This is a genomic window from Ensifer sp. EB106-05-01-XG146, from assembly GCF_058791875.1.
Genome location: NZ_JBYTDX010000001.1, coordinates 1,884,716 through 1,903,751 on the forward strand (window position 1 = coordinate 1,884,716; position 19,036 = coordinate 1,903,751).

Annotated in this window: 17 protein-coding genes; 6 read left to right on the forward strand and 11 right to left on the reverse strand. The window is 63.3% G+C overall.

The annotated features are described in order from the left end of the window. Nucleotides 1–291 precede the first annotated feature (291 nt). A complete protein-coding gene (locus AC3WVQ_RS09250; RefSeq protein ID WP_110818613.1) occupies nt 292–1,203 on the forward strand; it encodes an ABC transporter permease in 912 nt (303 codons plus the stop codon). After that, nucleotides 1,196–2,242: a quaternary amine ABC transporter ATP-binding protein gene (locus tag AC3WVQ_RS09255; protein ID WP_060520608.1), complete on the forward strand. Its 1,047-nt coding sequence runs from the start codon at nt 1,196–1,198 to the stop codon at nt 2,240–2,242. Before AC3WVQ_RS09250 ends, AC3WVQ_RS09255 begins: the two co-directional genes overlap by 8 nt. Nucleotides 2,243–2,534: 292 nt before the next feature. On the opposite strand, the gene AC3WVQ_RS09260 is transcribed toward AC3WVQ_RS09255, so the two are convergent. Then, nucleotides 2,535–3,401, reverse strand: coding sequence for a D-alanyl-D-alanine carboxypeptidase family protein (locus AC3WVQ_RS09260; RefSeq protein ID WP_089044198.1), 867 nt, complete (start codon nt 3,399–3,401; stop codon nt 2,535–2,537). 365 nt (nt 3,402–3,766) lie between these two features. On the opposite strand from AC3WVQ_RS09260, the gene AC3WVQ_RS09265 reads away from it, so the two are divergent. Both AC3WVQ_RS09265 and bmt read left to right on the forward strand, forming a co-directional pair. Next, nucleotides 3,767–5,125 carry an O-antigen ligase family protein gene (locus tag AC3WVQ_RS09265; RefSeq protein ID WP_110818614.1) on the forward strand — a complete coding sequence of 453 codons (1,359 nt, stop codon included), beginning with the start codon at nt 3,767–3,769 and terminating at the stop codon, nt 5,123–5,125. 65 nt (nt 5,126–5,190) lie between these two features. Continuing rightward, nucleotides 5,191–6,207 (forward strand): betaine--homocysteine S-methyltransferase, encoded by a 1,017-nt coding sequence (gene bmt / locus AC3WVQ_RS09270; RefSeq protein WP_060520605.1) that lies wholly within the window; start codon nt 5,191–5,193, stop codon nt 6,205–6,207. Nucleotides 6,208–6,295: 88 nt separating this feature from the next. Here the strand turns inward: bmt and AC3WVQ_RS09275 are convergent, their stop codons facing one another. The 3 genes from AC3WVQ_RS09275 to AC3WVQ_RS09285 form a co-directional block, all read right to left on the reverse strand. Further along, the gene (locus AC3WVQ_RS09275; RefSeq protein ID WP_090294011.1) at nt 6,296–8,263 is read right to left on the reverse strand and encodes an acyltransferase family protein; all 1,968 of its coding nucleotides are present in this window, start codon (nt 8,261–8,263) and stop codon (nt 6,296–6,298) included. 168 nt (nt 8,264–8,431) lie between these two features. Then, on the reverse strand, nt 8,432–9,562 hold the full coding sequence (locus AC3WVQ_RS09280; RefSeq protein ID WP_090294014.1) for an aminotransferase class I/II-fold pyridoxal phosphate-dependent enzyme: 1,131 nt from the start codon (nt 9,560–9,562) through the stop codon (nt 8,432–8,434). A gap of 104 nt (nt 9,563–9,666) precedes the next feature. Next, on the reverse strand, nt 9,667–10,302 hold the full coding sequence (locus AC3WVQ_RS09285; protein ID WP_090294015.1) for a helix-turn-helix transcriptional regulator: 636 nt from the start codon (nt 10,300–10,302) through the stop codon (nt 9,667–9,669). Between the two features lie 205 nt (nt 10,303–10,507). Here AC3WVQ_RS09285 and AC3WVQ_RS09290 point away from each other — a divergent pair, with 205 nt between their 5' ends. Next, entirely contained in the window at nt 10,508–10,855 is a 348-nt protein-coding gene (locus AC3WVQ_RS09290; protein WP_110818615.1) for a hypothetical protein, read from the forward strand. 257 nt (nt 10,856–11,112) lie between these two features. Here AC3WVQ_RS09290 and AC3WVQ_RS09295 read toward each other — a convergent pair whose 3' ends face one another. From AC3WVQ_RS09295 to AC3WVQ_RS09320, 6 genes are all read right to left on the reverse strand, one after another. Continuing rightward, on the reverse strand, nt 11,113–13,155 hold the full coding sequence (locus AC3WVQ_RS09295) for a vWA domain-containing protein (protein ID WP_420828988.1): 2,043 nt from the start codon (nt 13,153–13,155) through the stop codon (nt 11,113–11,115). Nucleotides 13,156–13,157: 2 nt separating this feature from the next. Beyond that, the gene (locus AC3WVQ_RS09300; RefSeq protein ID WP_090294020.1) at nt 13,158–13,685 is read right to left on the reverse strand and encodes an RNA polymerase sigma factor; all 528 of its coding nucleotides are present in this window, start codon (nt 13,683–13,685) and stop codon (nt 13,158–13,160) included. A 134-nt stretch (nt 13,686–13,819) separates the two neighbouring features. Continuing rightward, nucleotides 13,820–14,569, reverse strand: coding sequence for a phosphodiester glycosidase family protein (locus tag AC3WVQ_RS09305; RefSeq protein WP_090294023.1), 750 nt, complete (start codon nt 14,567–14,569; stop codon nt 13,820–13,822). Nucleotides 14,570–14,659: 90 nt separating this feature from the next. After that, a complete protein-coding gene (locus AC3WVQ_RS09310; protein WP_134886575.1) occupies nt 14,660–15,211 on the reverse strand; it encodes a hypothetical protein in 552 nt (183 codons plus the stop codon). A 129-nt stretch (nt 15,212–15,340) separates the two neighbouring features. Then, nucleotides 15,341–16,045 (reverse strand): 4Fe-4S dicluster domain-containing protein, encoded by a 705-nt coding sequence (locus AC3WVQ_RS09315; protein ID WP_090294024.1) that lies wholly within the window; start codon nt 16,043–16,045, stop codon nt 15,341–15,343. A 107-nt stretch (nt 16,046–16,152) separates the two neighbouring features. Next, the gene (locus AC3WVQ_RS09320; protein WP_034788211.1) at nt 16,153–17,727 is read right to left on the reverse strand and encodes a trimethylamine methyltransferase family protein; all 1,575 of its coding nucleotides are present in this window, start codon (nt 17,725–17,727) and stop codon (nt 16,153–16,155) included. A gap of 334 nt (nt 17,728–18,061) precedes the next feature. Here AC3WVQ_RS09320 and AC3WVQ_RS09325 point away from each other — a divergent pair, with 334 nt between their 5' ends. Further along, on the forward strand, nt 18,062–18,757 hold the full coding sequence (locus AC3WVQ_RS09325) for a corrinoid protein (RefSeq protein WP_034788208.1): 696 nt from the start codon (nt 18,062–18,064) through the stop codon (nt 18,755–18,757). 96 nt (nt 18,758–18,853) lie between these two features. Here the strand turns inward: AC3WVQ_RS09325 and AC3WVQ_RS09330 are convergent, their stop codons facing one another. Beyond that, entirely contained in the window at nt 18,854–19,012 is a 159-nt protein-coding gene (locus AC3WVQ_RS09330) for an entericidin domain-containing protein (protein WP_034788206.1), read from the reverse strand. Between the last annotated feature and the right edge of the window lie 24 nt (nt 19,013–19,036).

A 19,036-nucleotide genomic window follows, 5' to 3' on the forward strand; every position in this document is an offset into this window, starting at 1 on the left:
CGAAAATGACGGCAGGCGGACCGTGGAATCGGCCGCCTGCCCGTTCCGGTTTTGATGCCGGGACAGGGAACGATGGGGCGTCCTTGCGGGTTTCGTTTGAACGTTCATCGTCTCAGAGGCGGCGAACCGGGAGCCTTCGCGTCGCTATCAGGTAAGCGGATGACACATTTCGCTGCCACAGTTTAAGTGCCGGGACCCAAAGAGGTCACCCAAGTGTGCGCCGTCATCGAGCCTTTCGATGCCGAGACGCGGCCGGCTTAAAAAAAACTTCCGGCCAAGAAGGGGAAACAAATGGCCTCCATCTGCAGTGTCTTGCCAGCGTTGCTCTGCAAGTTCCCTGCCATTGACGAGAGCACGATCCGGCTCGCCCGCAAGGCTGTCGATGATAGCTTCAAGGGCTTCGTGCGATCCTATGGTAACGCCATCGACACGGTGGTCCAGCCGCTTCAATGGTTCCTGAACTACCTCGAAAGCCTGTTCGTCGGCTCCCCCTGGATTGTGATCCTGGCGGCGATGACCGCGATCGTCTATTTCGGCAGCCGCAACATCAACGTCACCATCGGCACCGCGCTGTCGATGATCGCCATCGGTCTTGTCGGGCTTTGGAATGACACCATGGTCACGCTCGCCATGGTCACCGTCTGCACACTGATCTCCATCCTCATCGGCATTCCGATCGGTATCCTGATGGCGCGCTCGGACCGGGTGCAGTCCTTCGTCAATCCGATCCTCGACGTCATGCAGACGATGCCGAGCTTCGTCTACCTGATCCCGGTCGTCATGATCTTCGGCATCGGCAAGGTGCCGGGGCTGATCGCCGTCGTCATCTACGCGGTGCCGCCGATGATCAGGCTCACCAATCTCGGCATCCGCCTCGTCGACAAGGAAGTGCTGGAAGCGGCCGACGCCTTCGGCTCCTCGGCCTGGCAGAAGCTGAAAAACGTGCAGATGCCGCTGGCGTTGCCGACCATCATGGCCGGCATCAACCAGACGATCATGATGTCGCTGGCGATGGTCGTCGTCGCATCGATGATCGGCGTCGGCGGCCTCGGCAAGAACGTGCTGCAGGCGATCGCCAACCAGTTCTTCACCGTCGGCTTCCTCAACGGCTTTGCCCTTGTCGGTATCGCCATCATTTTCGACCGTACCAGCCAGGCCTTCGGCAAGCGGCTGCAAAAGCACTCGGAGGTTATCCATGGCTAGTCACGCGATCGAGGTGAAGAACCTCTACAAGATCTTCGGCCCCCGCGGCGTCGACTTCGTCGATGCCGTCAAGAAAGGCATGGGCAAGGCCGAGCTCAACGAGCAGCACGGCCACGTGCTCGGCCTGCAGGACATCAACATTTCCATGCCCGCCGGCAGCGTCATGGTGGTCATGGGTCTCTCGGGCTCCGGCAAGTCGACGCTGATCCGCCACATCAACCGGCTGATCGACCCGACCGCCGGCGAAGTGCTCTATGACGGCGTCGACGTCTGCAAGATGAACGACAACGATCTGCGCGAATTCCGCCGCCACAAGACGGCGATGGTGTTCCAGAAGTTCGCGCTGCTGCCGCACCGCACCGTGCTCGACAACACGGTCTACGGTCTCGAAATCCAGGGTGTGGAACGCAAGGAGAGCGAGAAGCGCGCCCGCGGCTGGATCGAGCGCGTCGGTCTCAAGGGCTTCGAGAACCATTACCCGAACCAGCTGTCGGGCGGCATGCAGCAGCGCGTCGGTCTCGCCCGCGCGCTGACCAACGATGCCGACATTCTCTTGATGGACGAAGCCTATTCGGCGCTCGACCCGCTGATCCGCGTCGACATGCAGACGGTGCTGCTCGACCTGCAGAAGGAACTGAAGAAGACCGTCGTCTTCATCACCCACGACCTCGACGAGGCGCTGCGCCTCGGCGACAAGATCGCGATCCTGCGCGATGGCCGCGTGGTGCAGCAGGGCACCGGCCAGGAAATCGTGCTGTCGCCGGCCGACGACTACATCACCGCCTTCGTCAAGGAAGTGAACCGCGGCCGGGTGATCAATGTCGAGACGATCATGCGGCCGATCTCCGGCAATGCCGAAGGCGTGCCGCTTGCAACCGGCACGGTACTGGAATCGGCGGCGCGCACGATGACCGCTGCCCGTGTGGGAACCGCCCACGTGGTCGATGAAAACGGCCGCCCGATCGGCGCCCTCGACCTTTCGACGGTCATCGCCGCGATGGTCACGCCGGTCAGCCACGAGGATCGCGCTGCGGCTTGAGACAAGCGATGATTGGGGCAGCGACCGACGCGGCCCCTCATCCGCCAGCCGGCACCTTCTCCCTCCCCGTCATGACGGAGAGAAGGGATTTGCGGCGATGCCGCGCTCCCAATCTCTGACAGGCTGCCCGGCGGTCAGTGCCCGACGACATCCTATCGTTTTCCCGACCTCATCATGGCCGCCTCTGGCGGCGGCCAAGCGACGGACGGCGAACGTCAGCCCTCGTCCCCTCGCCCCGCCTGCGGGGAGAGGGTTAGGGTGAGGGGCAAACCTCAGAAAGTGGTCGGAGAGATCAGTTCGTGGTGGTCGTCGCCGCTGCAGCAGCCGGTTCAGTGACGCTGGCAGCGCTTGCGTCTTCCTTCGGCGGCAGGAACTTGTCGAGCAGCGCGATCATGTCGTCGTCGCGCGACTGCGCCGTCTTGCCGCCCATGACGACGGCGACGAGGCGGGTGTCGCCGCGCTTGGCCGAGGTCACGAGATTGTAGCCGGAGGCGTCGGTGTAGCCGGTCTTGATGCCGTCGACGCCTTCGTAGCGCTTCATCACGCCGTTGTGACCGCGCAGCTTCATGCCACGAAACTCGATCGTCTTGTTGGCGAAGAGCTGGAATTCCTGCGGAAAGTCGCGCATCAGCGCGAGGCCGAGCGTCGCCATGTCGCGCGCCGTCGTCACCTGGGCCGGGTCCGGCAGGCCGTTGGCGTTCTTGAAGACGGTGCTGGTCATGCCGAGCGTCTTGGCCTTGCGGGTCATCATCTGGCCAAAGGCGGTCTCGTTGCCGGCGAGCGTCTCACCGATAACGACGGCTGCGTCATTGGCCGAAAGCACGACCATGCCCATGACCGCTTCGCGCACGGTGATCTGGCGACCGGCGCCGACGGCAAGCTTGAACGGCTCCAGGCTGTTTGCGTGCTCGGAAACCGTCAGCTTCTGGTCCCATTGCAGGGTGCCGCTGCGCAGCGCTTCGAAGGCGAGATAGATCGTCATCATCTTCGTCAGCGACGCCGGGAAGTTCAGCTCGTCGGCATTGTCGGCCTCAAGGATCGAGCCAGTGTCGGCGTTGACGACAAAATGGGCCTGCCCGGCGGCGGCAAAGGATGCGCTGCCAAGCAGCAGGCTTACGGAGACCGCCGCGGACGCGACCATACGGATAAGGGACTGCATATCGTGTTTTCTCGTTTCGACGCTATCGAACGACCTCGGAACGAAAATCGAGATCGAATTATGGAAGACGGACCGCGAAATACGGCAAGGGCCGCGTTTTCCACACGGCCAATATACCCTAGCCTTTTAAGGGCATGGCGACCGGGCGGCAAGCACCTGCGGCAATCGGCGCGCAAATATCGGGACCGGTAATGCCGCGCCTGCCGATCCCGCCCGGGCGGCTCGTCCACCGTTTCACCGAGGTTTAACCTGATTGCGCCAAGGTGCGGATCTCCCAAGGCCGGCCCTGTCCGAACGACAGGACCGCCCGGGGTCATGATCACCGATGCCGAACCGCGTCCCAGTCATTCGTTTTTTAAGCCGCCATGCACCCGAACACAGCCACGGCAGACACCTCCACCGCGCGCCAGCGCGTGCCGGAGGCGTTCGATGCCGGGCTGGCGGAACTCGTCAACGGCCTTGCCGCGCTGCTTTCGGGCCTTGGTCTGTTCCTCATCGTCTTCACGCTGATCCCGTTTCAGGGCGCGGTGACGACGGATCCGAACGCGGCGAACGAAGGCAACATCATCAACCAGGTCGGCTACCTGGTGCTCGGCGCGGTCTATCTCTTCGCCATGCTGCTCACCGTCGACCGCCGGGTGCTCGCCCGCCTCGTCTCTCCGGCCTGGATCGCGATCTTCGCCATCGCCTACCTCTCCTGCCTGCAGTCCTATGACCCGGCCGCCTCCGCCCGCGGCCTGACGCTGAGCCTCGTCGCCATGATCATGGTGGCGGGCGTGCTGGTGCTGCCGAAGAGCGAGCGCGATTTCGTCAACGCCGGCGCCAATGCGATCCTGCTTCTGATCCTGATCGACTACGCCGCTCTCTTCGTGGCACCCGACCGCGCCATCCATTCGGTCTTCGGCGACGAGCCCTGGCATGCCGGTTTCTGGCGCGGCCACCTCCTGCACAAGAACGTCTCGGCGCCGGTCTTTTCCATCCTCTGCATGTTCGGCATTTATTGCCTGCGCGCCGGCGCGCCGCTTCGCGGCTGGGCGATCACGCTGCTGGCGGCCAATTTCGTGCTGCACACCGGATCGAAGACGACGATCGGATTCCTGCCGATCGCGATCGGCCTCGTCTTTGCCGGCCGCGCGGTGCGCAGCCCCGGGCTGATGATCCTTGCCCATCTCGCCATGTCAGTGCTGGTCTTCGGCCTGACGCTCGGTACCATCTATTCCGACACGCTGCTTTCGATCACCAAGGGGCTGATCGACGATGCGACCTTCACCGGCCGCGACGACATCTGGAAATTCGCGAGCGCCAGCATCGCCGAGCGCCCCTGGCTCGGCCAGGGTTATGCGAGTTTCTGGCTGTCGCCCGTGATCATGGGCATGGAGGCGAATTTCGAGGCGAGCTGGGACGTGCGCGGCATCGTCACCGGCCACAACAGCTATCTCGACGCGGTGCTGATGTTCGGCCTGCCCGGCGGCATCCTCATGACCACCCTGCTTTTCGTCAAACCGCTCTTCGACTACGCACGGGCCTATCGCCGACCGCAGGGCCGCATCTTCGCCGATTTCTGCGTCATGGTGGTGATCTTCATGACCTACAACGCCATGCTCGAAAGCTTCTTCCTCAATCGCGCCGATCCGATGTGGCTGCTGACGGCACTTGCCGTCTTCGGCCTTGGGCTCGCCGGCCGCATGAGCATGCGCGCCGAACCGGAAGCCTCCCGTCGCTGAACGCTTGCCAAGACATAAAGATATCTTTATATCTTGTTGCAATCTATTCTAGCCGGGAAAAACCGATGACCGCAGCCTCCAATGCCCTCTCCGCTCTCATCGCCGAAAAAGGCGTTCTTCTCGCCGACGGCGCCACCGGCACATCGCTCTTTGCCATGGGCCTCGAAGCAGGCGAAGCGCCGGAACTCTGGAACGAAACGAAGCCGGAGAACATCACCAAGCTGCACCAGGATTTCGTCGACGCCGGCGCCGACATCATCCTCACCAACACCTTTGGCGGCACCCGTCACCGGCTGAAACTGCACCAGGCCGACGACCGCGTGCATGCGCTGAACAAGCGCGCCGCCGAGATCGCCCGTGCGGTTGCCGACAAGGCATCGCGCAAGGTCATCACCGCCGGCTCCGTCGGCCCGACCGGCGAACTCTTGATCCCGCTCGGCGCGCTTTCCTATGAAGATGCGGTTGCCGCCTTCGTCGAGCAGATCGAAGGCCTGAAGGCTGGCGGCGCCGAAGTCGCCTGGATCGAGACCATGTCCTCGCCGGACGAGATCCGTGCGGCCGCCGAAGCGGCCGCCAAGGTCGGCCTTCCCTACGTCTATACCGGCTCGTTCGATACCGCCGGCAAGACGATGATGGGGCTGCATCCGAAGGACATCCATGGCGTTGCCACCGAGTTCGGCGACGGCCCGGTCGCCGTTGGCGCCAATTGCGGCGTCGGTGCTTCCGACATTCTCTCCTCGCTGCTCGACATGACGGAGGCAGCACCCGAGGCGACCGTGATCGTCAAGGGCAATTGCGGCATTCCGGAATTCCGCGGCTCCGAGATCCACTATTCCGGCACGCCGCCGCTGATGGCCGAATATGTGCGCCTTGCGGCCGATGCCGGCGCCAAGATCATCGGCGGCTGCTGCGGCACCACCTGCGGCCACCTCGCCGCCATGCGCGTCGCACTCGACGAACACGTGCGCCGCGAACGCCCGACGCTCGACCTGATCATCGAAAAGATCGGCCCGCTGCGCAACAAGACCGCCAACGAAACGGCGGCCGCGCCTGCCCGCGAGCGCCGCAGCCGCCGCGCCTGATCAAGCCAGGCAAGGCAAATCGACAAGCAAACGCCCCGGCATCGATAGATCCGGGGCGTTTTGTTTATGCGTCGATGTGGCGGCTGTCTTAAAGCGCGGCGTTGTCGAAGGCCTTGGCGTCCGTTGCCCGCTCAGCCACGGGCCTGCCCTTCGCCGCCTCGATGAAAGCTCGGTAGAAATCGAAGGCGCGTCCCATCTGGCGGGACCCTTCCTTGGAGAAGTGCCCGAAGTCCTCGAAGAGCGCGACGCCCTTGTCCTCGATTTTGCAGCTGTCGTCGTCGCAGAGATAGTCCATGAAGCTGACGACGGGATACTCGTCGGCGATATCCGCAACCACGTTCAGGACATCGCGGTCATATTCGCGAACGGTCTTTAGCACCGGCTCGCAGTGCCGGTCCGACAGGCCGAGCAGACGCGCTCTTGCAACGCAGAGCCCGGTATCGCGGCCGTCATGCGGCGTCGGCGCGACGAAGACGGGTTCGAAGCCGTTCGAGCGCAGCCAGGCAAAGGTTGCCCGCAGGCCGTCGATGAGAAGCTTCGTCTCGGTCGTCACCTCGCTGCGGCCATCGACCAGCACCTTCTCCTCCTTCAGGTACTGGCTGAGCTGCGAGGACAGAACGACGTAGCGGATCGACCGGTTGGCAAGCAGGAAACGGCGGACCTCTTCGTTGTAGCGGGCGCAATCGTCGGACCAGTCGCGACCGAGCCGCGGCATGATCGGCGACAGGTTCAAAAACGGCCCGCAATTATTCTTGGCAAGCTGCACTAGTCGCACGTCCGGCTTCGACGCGATAATGCCGTCGACGAGGTGCCGGGCGAAGGAATCCCCCCAGACCGCGACCTCGGGTTTCGGGTTAGAGGCGCAGCGCAGGTCGGCGACGGCATCGCATTTCTTGCCGAGGCCGACGCTCGGCTCCGAAAGCTGCGCAAGTTCGCGGTTCCGGGCGGCGAGACCGTCCGAACCGTCGAGCGTGAAGCCGAAGGCGATCGCCGCCGATCCGGCCGCAAGCGTGGCGCCAAAAACCGCGCGACGGCTGAAGCGGCCCGGCTTGCGGAAGGGCTGCTCGACGAGACGCCAGCTGAGATAGGCAAGTACGAAGCAGAGCGCGATCAGGAGCGCGTAGCCTTCGGCCGGAATGTCCTCGATCGACCGCAAGCGCGCGAAGGCAAAGACCGGCTGATGCCAGAGATAGAGGCTGTAGCTGATGAGCCCGATCGCGACCAGCGGCTTCAGCGACAGCAGCCGGCCGACGACGGTATCGCTGCGGCCGAAGGCGAGAACCAGCGCGGTCCCCAGCACCACCGGCACGGTCGTCCAGCCGGGATAGAAGGCCGATTCCACCACGAACAAATAACTCGCGACGATCGCCAGCAGACCGAGGGCTGACAGAAGCTCGCGGCTGCCTTTCGAAAGATCGAGCTTTTCGACGCCGACGAGCGCAAGCAGCGCACCGACGCCGAGTTCCCAGAACCGGCTTGGCAGCAGGTAGAAATTCGCAGCCGGGTCCAGGTTCGCAAAGACCTGGGTCGCCGCAAAACTCAGGAGCACGAGTGCCGCCACCACCTTCAACAGCGTTGCCCGCGAGAAGCGGTGAAGCAGCAAAAGCAGAAGCGGGAAGACCAGATAGAACTGTTCTTCGACCGCCAGCGACCAGGTGTGCAGCAGCGGCAGCAGCGCCGTGCTCGGCGCGAAATAGCCGGTCTGGTCCCAGAAGAAGAAATTCGAGGCGAACAGGTTCACCGCATAGAGGCTCTTGCCGAAGCTGTTGAGTTCCTCCGGCAGCATCCACATCAGCGCGAAGGGAATAGAGACGGCGCAGACCAGGAGCAGCGCCGGTGCAAGGCGACGGGCACGCCGCTCGTAGAAGCGCGCGATGCTGAAGTTCCCGTCGCTGATCTCGCGGCGGATGATCGCGGTAATGAGATAGCCGCTGATGACGAAGAAGACATCGACGCCGGCAAAGCCGCCAGAGACAAGGCCGAAATCGGCATGGAACAGGAGGACCGGGACGACGGCAAGCGCGCGCAGTCCATCGATTTCGGGTCTGTATTGCATCAGCAGAGGAAACACTCGGTGGCGGGGGCCGCTCGTTAACACAATCTTGACAATGGAACCATTGTCGCGCGGTCCGTATCCACATGCGTGCGTTCCAAGGCTCCCGGGGCATACGCCCGGGAGCGGGACCTGCGGGTAACTAGCAGGCCGAAGATGGCGACACTGGGGCTATCGCCGAATATGCCGGCGCCAGGCATCGAGCCCGACCTCGATATCCTTGCGGCCGAAACCGACGCGGAAGCGATCGGCGGCGACCGGCAGCAGATCGGATACGAAGAGGCTCGACGGCAAGAGCAGCACGCCAGCCTCCTCCACCAGCCCCCGGCAATGGCTCTCGACGCCATCGGCGCCGAGATAGCGGGCAAAGCCGACGCAGCCCCCGTCAGGTGCCCGCCACTCATAGAGATGCGGGAATTCCGCAAAGAAGGCGCCGAGCCTCTCGAGATTGGCGGCAACGAGCGCCCGGTTGCGATCGAGGATAACGGCACGCCCCTTGAGCGCGATTGTCGCCAGCACTTCCGACGGCCGCGAATTGCAGATCGACAGATAGTGCTTCATCTTCTCCATGCGTTCGAGAAGCGCATGGTCGCGGCAGGCGATCCAGCCGATCCTCAGCCCCGGCAGGCCATAGGCCTTGGACATGACATTCAGCGAGATTCCACGGTCAAAAAGTTCGGCCGCCTGCGGCAGGCGCAGCGAGGCGTCACGCTCCAGCCCGCGATAGACCTCGTCGCTGAAGAGATGAATGCCGCGCTCCGCGCAGAGCTTGGCGAGCGCCGCGAAGGTTTCCTGGTCGGCAATGGCGCCGGTCGGATTGTTGGGGAAATTCACACAGATCAGCTTCGTGTTGGGTTTCAACGCCGCACGCACGTCGGCGATATCGAGCCGCCAATTGTTCTCTGGGCGAAGCGGCACGCCGGTCACCGCGCCGGCGATCGTCACCGGAAGGGTCTCCATCGACTGGTAGTTCGGCACCGTCACGATCGCGTGGTCGGCCGGCCCGAGCAGCGCCAGCATGGCGCAATAAAGCCCCTCCTCCGCGCCGGCAAAGCAGAGGATATCGGCAGCCGTCAGCCCTTCATAGGTCGCAGCGATCGCTGCCCTCAGCGCCGGTGCGCCATAGGTCTCGGTATAGCCGAGCGTGATGTTGTCCCAGGCGGCGCGGTCCTCCGCGTCGGCAAGCGCCAGAAGATCGCTCATGCTGGTCGTCTGGCTGTCGCTCGCGGTCATATGGTGGCGGGCGCTGAACTCCCAGCGGGAGAAATGGGTTTCGAGCCGGAAATCGGGCAAGGTCGTCATGGATATTTCCTCCTCTCGCGGCTGAGGAGCACGCGAACGGTTATGGGTCAGGCAAATCCGAAGAGCCGCGAAGCGGTCTCTGTCCGAAATATTGCGCGCAGCAATCAGGGCGCCTCGCCGCGGGCCGCAGCGAGATAGTTGTAGATCGACGCGCGCGAGGCGCCGATGAGGCTGGCAAGGTGATCGACCGCGTTGCGCGTCTGGAAGAGGCCGCGTTCGTCGAGCGCTGCCACCAGCGCCACGCGATCGCCGCGCTTGAGCGCCGAGAGCGCCAGCCCCCGCTCCTTCAGCCAGCCATGCAGGGTCGCGTTGATCTCCTCGCGCCAGTCGCGCGAAAACAGCGCCTGCGGCTTCGGCTGCTCGGCGCCGGCGAAAGCCGAGAGCAGCTTCACCGCCTGATCGATCATCGACATGTCGAGATTGATGCAAAGCAGGCCGACCGCGTCGCCCGTCCCGTCGCGCAGAACGGCTGAGATCGACTTGAAGCGCCGGCCATCCCCGCCGGTCTTCTCATAGGGACCAAGCACTGCGTCAGTGCTGCCGAGGGCTGAAAATTCCTCTTCGATCAGCGAGTCTTCGCCGACCGCGCGACCGGAGAAACAGTTCCAGATCCCCGCGATCGTACCGGTTCGGAGATCGTGCAGCACAACCTCCCCATGCGGATAAAGAAGCGCGCTGATCGCAGCCGCCGTCGGCGCGTGCGTTGCAAGGATCGAGTTGAAGGCGGGTGCTATGGTCATGGCTCGCATATGCCCACACTTGGACCATTTGTCAATATTAGACTATATGTTCAACACCTGCATATTCGCCACCGCTTGCGCACCCGTGACCGCTGGCCTATCCCCAATGAAAGAGAGATTCGCTGCTTGCAGCGGTTCAACGTGCCACACCGCGCCCTTGCGTCCCGCAGAACGCACCGCGCGGCCGCAGACGGGAGACAGTGACATGAACGCCGGCCCAGCCTCCATTCCCGACCGGGACACCGTCGCCGAAAAGTTCGGGAGTTTCAGCGAAGCCGACCAGTCCTTCCTGCGCCTGCTGATGGAAAACCCCGAGCAGGACGAGCGCCTAATGGACGGCCTCTACCGCCACCTCGACATCGCCTCGGAGGCGAAGTTCCTGAATTCGCTGAAACTCGAAAAGCTCGGCCAGTGGCTCGGCAGCCATGCACCGGCGCGGCTGCAGATGCGCCTGATGGAAGCCGGACGCTCCAGCCAGCATGCGGCCTACCAGGCGTTCAAGGCGGGCCTGTCGAAAGCCGGTGGGCTGGAACGCGCCTTTCCGAAGGCTTGAGGCGACAGGGGATCGACGCTCGCGCGTGACGGGTGCCCCTCACTGTCCTGCCGGACATCTCTCCCCGCAGGCGGGGAGAGAGCCGCTAGGCGCACCCTCCGGTGCCAGGCCTCAACGTCAGCGACAATCTCAGCCTTCACGATGGGCGAAACGGTTGCCACTTGTTCCCCTCTCCCCGTCATAACGGAGAGAAGGTGCCGGCAGGCGGATGAGGGGCAAACCCTGACCACGCGGTTGAGGGCTGCCCCCACCCGACATCACTTGCCGGAACCGCCGAGCCCCTTGGAGAGCCGCACCAGATTGACGAATTCGCTGCGATAGCCGAACGGATCGGCGCCCTTGGCGGCTGCGGCGAGATCGATGACTGCGTCATAGGAATAGTCAGCGAGCGCCGTCACGCCTGCAAGCTTCTGCCCGAAGGCCGCCACTGCCACCGAGAAGCGCACGTCATTGGACGCCTCGGCGAGCGACGGCACCGCATTCGCCTCGGTCACCGGCGTGGTGATCAGCTCGCTCTTGTCGCCGTCCGGCTTCTTGTAGCGGATTTTCAGGAAAGCAAGTTCGCCGCTGTTCGGGCTTACCTCTGCCACCGACTTTTCCGCCTCTGCATAGCGCAGGTCGTCGTTGAGCACCGCTGGGCTGCCCTTCGGCGTCACCTCGTAGATCGCCGTCACGCTGTGACCGGAACCGATGTCGCCGGCGTCCACCTTGTCGTTGTTGAAGTCCTCGCGCTTCAAGGCGCGTGTCTCGTAGCCGATCAGCCGGTATTCGGCGATCGCGGCCGGATTGAACTCCACCTGCAGCTTGACGTCCTTGGCGATCGGGAAGAGCGAGGACCCCGCCTCCTCCACCAGCATCTTCTGCGCCTCGGCCAGCGTATCGATATAGGCGGCCGTGCCGTTGCCGTTCTGGGCGATCGTCTGCATCAGCGCGTCGTTATAATTGCCGCGGCCGAAGCCGAGCACGGAGAGGAAGATGCCGCTTTTGCGCTTCTCCTCGATCAGCCGCTTCAGGTCCTCGTCGCTCGACGGGCCGACATTGAAGTCACCATCCGTCGCCAGCATGATGCGGTTGACCCCGCCCTTGACGAAGGCCTTCTCGGCAAGCCCGTAGGCCGCGTCGATGCCTTCCGCACCGGCGGTCGAGCCGCCGGGCTGCAAGGTATCGATCGCAGCGAGGATCTTTGCCTTGTCCTTGACCGCCGTCGGCTCCAGCACGGTTCCGGCGTTGCCTGCGTAGGTGACGATCGATACCGTATCCTCGGGCTTCAGCTTCTCGACCAGCAGCCGGAAAGCGCCTTTCAAGAGCGGCAGCTTGTCGGGCTCGTCCATCGAGCCCGATACGTCGATCAGGAAGACGAGGTTCGCCTTCGGCGCTTCCGCCGGCACGACGTCGTAACCCTTGATCGCCACATGCATCAGCCGCGTGCCGCCATTCCACGGCGTCGGCGTCAGCGTCACCGTCGCCTTGAAGGGTTCGGCAGCGCTTGCCGGCCTCGGCCAGTCATAGGGAAAGTAGTTGACCATCTCCTCGACCCGCACGGTGTCGCGCTCGGGCATCTGCCCTTCCATCAACGAACGGCGCACGAAAGCATAGGATGCCGTGTCGACGTCGACCGAGAAGGTCGAGACCGGATCGGTCGCAACGCTCTTCACCGGATTGGCGTCGGCCTTGCCGAAGCGCTCGCGGTTTTCCACGGGTGCCGGCTGCATCTCATCCTGAATCGTGGGCGCCGGCAGGTATGTCATCTGCGGCTGCGCACCGCCGACGGCCGAGAGCGGAGCAACGCTGTCGCGCGCAACACTGTTGGCCATCGCATCGGCCTGCGCAGCAGGGGCCGCAACCTCGCTCTCGGCCTCGACGGTCGCGAGCGCCTCCACGGTTTTCGCTTCCTGCTGGCGCGCGCGTTCGTCGGCGGCCGCCTTCCTGGCGGCGACCTGGGGCTCCGGCTTTTGCCGCGCCTCTTCCTTGGTGAGTTCACCCTTCAGCGCGATCTCCTGCGCAGGCTCGCCGAAGGGCGCACCGTCGCGCGTGAGTTCAAACGTCAGGAAAGCGGCGGCGGGCACGACGAGAAGGGTTGCCAGTGCCGATCCGGCGAGCAGTTTCCGGTTCATGATGGGACTCCATATCCGGTTGAAGATGGAGCTTTGACGAACCGGCCGAACCGATCCTTGGGTGGCATTCGAATTTTCTTGCTGCTCGTCGAAGGCCTGCATGGCCGAGGCGAGCGCACGGGCGCGCGCTTCCGCAGAAGCCTTCGGCGGGTTCATCCGGCCAAGCTTTTCGAAATCGTCGCTCATGGTCACACTGCCTCCTTGCCGAGCAATGTCTTCAGACGCTTGCGCGCTTCATGCACATGCCAGGATATGGTTGCCTCCGAACAGCCAAGCACGTCGGCGGCCGCCGCATGGCTCAAGCCTTCGGCATAAACGAGCAGCACCGCATCGCACTGCTTTTCCGGCAGTTCCCGGACCGCGGCCCAGAGCGCCTCGCGCTGCTCTTCGTCGGGATCCTGAGGGGGCGCTGCCGTCGCCTGTTCGCTGGCATAGGCCTGCATGCGGCTGATATCGCGCACCTGCCGCCGCCTATGGTCGCGCGCGGCGTTCAGCGTCAGCGTATAGAGCCAGGTGCGAAACCGGCTGGTGCCGCGAAAGCCGCGAATGGCGGCACCCAGCCGCAGGCAGACATCCTGGGCGATGTCCTCTGCGTCAGAGATGTTTCCGGACCATCGCCAGGCGACCGCATGGACAAAATCATAGTGTCGCTCGACCAGCTGGCCGAAAGCCTGTCGGTCTCCATCCACCGCCTTTTCGACGAGTTCAGCGTCCAAATCCGTGCCCGCCCTCACCTCATTTGAACCTTAGACGTTGCAGGCTGCCCGTTCCTTGGGTGGGCGGCACATTTTTTTTCGCGGGAGGAGGAAAAGTGTGTGGTTTTCTGCCCGCATCCCGCGCCCAAGGAAAGTCAGCGTGGAAATTTTCCGACGACGGCGATGATCGGCCCCATCGGAAACAGCCGATCGTGGCGGTTGATATCAGGCGCATAGACGCTCGAAATCGTGCCGTCGAGGAAGAGCGCATTGGGGCAATCCAATGTATCGCGAAACAGCGTCGCGAAATCGTGGAATCGCACCGGGCGCTTCGAGACGACGAAAACCACCTCGCCCTCGGCCGTCACGCCGACGCCGTTGCGGGTCTTGTAACTGGTGCTGTCGGGCAGAAAGCGCGGATGCAGCTTGCCGTCGATGACCAGCATCGGCCCGGATTGCGTCGCAAATCGCGGCGTGAGCCTGGCGTCGCGATAGGCGTCCGCCGCCATTACCCCCGCTTTGCCGTCGTCGACATAAAACACCCCGTTCGGCAAAAGGTGGAAATTGCCCCAGCCGGAATTGGTGTTGAGCGGCGCCTGCTCGCGCCCCTCCTCGATATGCAGGCCGACCGGCGACAGATCGTCGTGATACATGCCGCCGTTCATGGCGAAGCTCATATATTCTTCGCGATGGCGCAGTTCGAGCGACAGCGCCCGGAAGGAGCGGAAGGGCACGCCCGCCTGATCCTTGTTGTAGAGGCGGATATCGGTTGTCGCCGGATCGAAGCTGCAGGCGACATAGTCCTGGCCAAGATGGCTGACATCGCGGCAGGCGCCGAGCGCAGGCCCGGCAAGACCGGCCGAAAGAACGGCACCGACGAGAAACGGTTTTGGAAAAAGCGGCATGGCGAAAGGTCCAATCGAATCAGCCGCCAAGCATGCCTGAGATTGCGGCTTATTCTGGCGCGGGCACAGGCGAAATCATACGCTTGGCGACTAGCCGCCGACGATCGCCGCCATCGTGGTGACGAGACCGGCGATGCCGGCGAGACTTGCAAGGCCGAAGATCGCGCAAAGGCAGGCAAAGCCGCCGACGCCTGCAAGCAGATAGGATTTGGGATCGCGGTTCAGCACATCCTGCGACAGCGACAAAAGCAGCCGCTTCTCTCTGAGCGTCGTTGCCACCTTCACCGCATGGCGCCTCGCTTCTTTCTGGACCTCGCCGTAATTGTTGCCGATCGCCCAGAACGTGAGGAACAGGCCGAGCGCGCTGACGGTGAGCGCAAATTTCCTGAGGATATCGATGGCGTCAGGCAGAAGATCACCGGTGAGAACCGAGCGGTCCACCAGCGCATCGAAGCCGGCAATGCAGGCGGTGATGACGGCCGCATGGCCGGCGCCGATCGCCAGCAGGCGCTTGAAAGCGTCCCCCAAAACCTGGCTGTTGGCCGCGTGAATACTGTCAAGCCGAGATATCTGCGCTTGCACGTCCTCGCGCGACAGGTGCGGAGGATAGTTGCTCACGGATACGACTGGGCTACCTCTCATACGATGGACTCCAACGCCACGCCGTCCAGATCGTTATAAATTCGATAATATTACCTTTCCACGACACCTCCAATTTTAGTCATTTTGGAGATTTGCACCATCTTTGCGCGCCAGAGTGGAGACCGGCGCTCACACTTCAAGCGCAGACATATGGAAGCGCAACTGCTCGGGCGGGTAGCGATATTGGCTCCCGATGGGACAGGCAGCGCGCGACAGACAGCCATTCGGAAGGCAGCCGGCCCTGCCCGCGTCCGTGCGCAGATGGCCACGACAACGCCCGACATCGAAGCGTTCCCCTGCAAGCGCCGACGCCGGACAGCCTGAGATGCACGGCTTTTCGAGACAGTGGTCGCAAGGGTGGCTGGCGCTCGCTTCACCCGTCTCGCCAAGCGGGATACCGAAAGCAAGTGCGCCGCGGTAGCCGTGCCACAGGCCGAAACGCGAATGGATGAGAATGCCCAGCGGAGACGGTTTCAGGCCTTCGGCCCTCATCGCCCACTGCTGGAACGGCTGCCACGGGGGATCCGACGGAAAGAAGGGGGTCGCCCCCTGCTCGCCGGCGACCGGATTGATGACGGCCTTCGCCCAATTGTCGAGCGGATCGGCGCCGCCGCCATCCGACCGGGCTTGCCGCCACGCGCTGAACGGTTGCCACAGCGAACCGCCGATATTGCCAATCAGCACCACGCTTGCCGCCAGGCGGCCATCGACGAGCAGCGGTGCGGCCTCACCGGAGGCGAAATTCACGGTTCCGCGCAAAAAAAGACCGTGCGGCGCCAGCGCCGCACGGATCGTTTCGATTGTCTTGTCCGCTGTCGCGGAAGGCGCCGTCATTTCGGTTTCGGCCCCTGGTGTTCGTAATGCGGGCGCCAGACCTCCTTCTGGATCATGTCGGCCACCTGCGCCGCGCCGCCTTGCTCCCTGGCTCGCTCGGGACCCTTTCAGGTGAAAGCGTCCGGCATCGAGTCCTTGCGGCTGGCGATGAACGCCTTCAGCTTTTCGTCGATCTCGGGATCGAGGTAAGGCGCCTCGTAATGCTCCAGCCAACTGCGGCAAAGGGCATTGGCGCGTTGCTCGATGCGCTTTTCGCCTTCCACTTCCCACTGTTCGAAGGAATTGTTGTCGGCGAGCGGCGAACGGTAGAACGCCGTCTGGAAGTTGGCCTGGGTATGCGCGCAGCCGAGATAGTGGCTGCCCGGACCGACTTCGCGGATCGCGTCCAGCGCCTGGGCGTTTTCCGAGAGGTCCACGCCTTCGGCCATCTTCTGCATCATGCCGAGCTGGTCCTGGTCGATCATGAACTTCTCGTAGGACGAGATCAGACCGCCTTCGAGCCAGCCGGCAGCGTGCAGCACGAAGTTGGTGCCGGCAAGAAGCGTCATGTTCAGCGTGTTGGCCGATTCGTGCGCTGCCTGCGCGTCCGGAACCTTGGAGCCGCAGAGCGAACCACCGGTACGGAACGGAAGCTTCAGGCGACGCGCGAGCTGGGCTGCGCCATAGGAGACGAGCGACGGCTCCGGCGTGCCGAAGGTCGGCGCGCCCGACTGCATCGAGATCGAGGCGGCAAACGTGCCGAAGAGCACCGGCGCGCCCTTGCGGATGAGCTGGGTGAAGGAGGCGCCAGCGAGAACCTCTGCAAGGATCTGCGTCAGCGTGCCGGCAACCGTCACCGGACTCATGGCGCCCGACAGGATGAACGGCGACAGCACGCAGGCCTGGTTATGGCGGGCGTAAACCTTGAGCGCGCCCACCATGGTCTCGTCGAAGACCATCGGCGAGTTGGCGTTGATAAGGTTCAGCGTAACGCAGTTGTTTTCGACGAAGTCGTCGCCGAAGACGATCTTCGCCATGGCAATCGTGTCTTCCGCCCGCTCCGGCGCCGTCACCGAGCCCATGAAGGGTTTGTCGGAATATTTGATATGGCTGTAGACCATATCGAGGTGGCGCTTGTTGACGGGGATGTCGACCGGCTCGCAGACCGTGCCGCCGGACGAGTGCATCGACGGCGCCATATAGGCGAGCTTCACGAAGTTGCGGAAATCCTCGATCGTCGCATAGCGGCGATTGCCTTCCAGATCGCGCACGAAGGGCGGGCCGTAGACCGGCGCGAAGATCGTCGCCTTGCCGCCGACCTGGGCGCTGCGCTCCGGATTGCGGGCATGCCAGGTGAATTCGGACGGTGCCGTTTTCAGAAGCTCGCGGCAGAGACCCTTGGGGAAATGCACGCGCTGGCCGCGCACGTCGGCGCCGGCCTGCTTCCAGAGTTCGAGCGCCTCGGCGTCGTCACGGAACTCGATGCCGATTTCCTCGAGGATCGTATCGGCATTGCGCTCGATCAGCTGCAGGCCTTCCTCGTCGAGCACCTCGTATTCGCGAATCTTGCGCTGGATATAGGGCAAAGACGGCCCCGGGCCGCCGCCGGTGCGCGATGCGCGCCTTGCTGCTGCTCCCCGTCCCTCGCCGCGTGCGCGGCGACCGCCGCCTTCAACCGCGCCCTGATCTGTCACGTCGCTCATTCGCTTTTCCTCTCCCGCGCATCACTTTTTGCGCCTTCAAGCATCATTTGACCTTAATGCTACCAAGCATCGGGGGCCTTGCGGGTCTCAATGCGCCAAGGCATGGCGCAACTCGAACACTGCCGAGCGGCGACAAGGGGGCGCAAAAACCGCGTGGCGCGAATATATTGTTTTTGTTAAGAATATACAGGCGGCAAAAGAAGCCGCCCTCCCGTCGCTTTTTGTCATATGCGACGTCGCTTTCGAAAACAGATTTTTAGACATCGACCGCTATGGATTGATGGACGCGTCCGAAAATTTCGCGCGACCGTGCCAGGAACCGAGGAACCCCAATATGGCAGACGATGAAATCATTCTCGAGGACCTTTCCGACGAAGAACTCGTGCAGCAGATGCACGACGACCTCTATGACGGCCTGAAAGAGGAAATCGAGGACGGGACCAACATCCTGCTCAAGCGCGGCTGGACGCCTTACGACGTCCTGACCCAGGCGCTGGTCGAAGGCATGCGCATCGTCGGCATCGACTTCCGCGATGGCATCCTGTTCGTGCCGGAAGTGCTGCTCTCGGCCAACGCCATGAAGGCCGGCATGACCATCCTGCGCCCGCTTCTCGCCGAAACCGGCGCGCCGAAGCTCGGCAAGATGGTGATTGGCACCGTCAAGGGCGACATTCACGACATCGGCAAGAACCTCGTCGGCATGATGATGGAAGGTGCCGGCTTCGACGTCGTCGACCTCGGCATCAACAACCCGGTCGAAAACTATCTCGAAGCGATCGAGCGCGAGCAGCCGGATATTCTCGGCATGTCGGCGCTTCTGACCACCACCATGCCCTACATGAAGGTCGTCATCGACACGCTCAAGGAAAAGGGCCTGCGCGACGACTACGTCGTTCTCGTCGGCGGTGCGCCGCTGAACGAGGAATTCGGCAAGGCCGTCGGTGCCGATGCCTATTGCCGCGATGCGGCGATTGCGGTCGAAACCGCCAAGGACTTCATGAAGCGCAAGCACAACCGCCTGGCCGGCTGAGCTTCGGACAATCCGAAATGACAAAGCCGGCCGCGTGGGTGAAATCCGCGGCCGGCTTTCCTATGTCTGGCGAGCGTGCCTGGCAGGTTTGCCGGGTTAGTTGACGGAGTTTGCCACCTTCTTGCCGGCTGACTGTGTCGCGTTGACCGTGTTTGCGGTATCCTGTCCGATGCCGCGGATGGTGTTGCCGCAGGCGGTAAGCGTCGAAAGGGCGACGAGAACGGCGCCGACGGTTGCAAGGGTCTTTACTGTCATGGTCAGGGTCCTTCCCGCTGATAG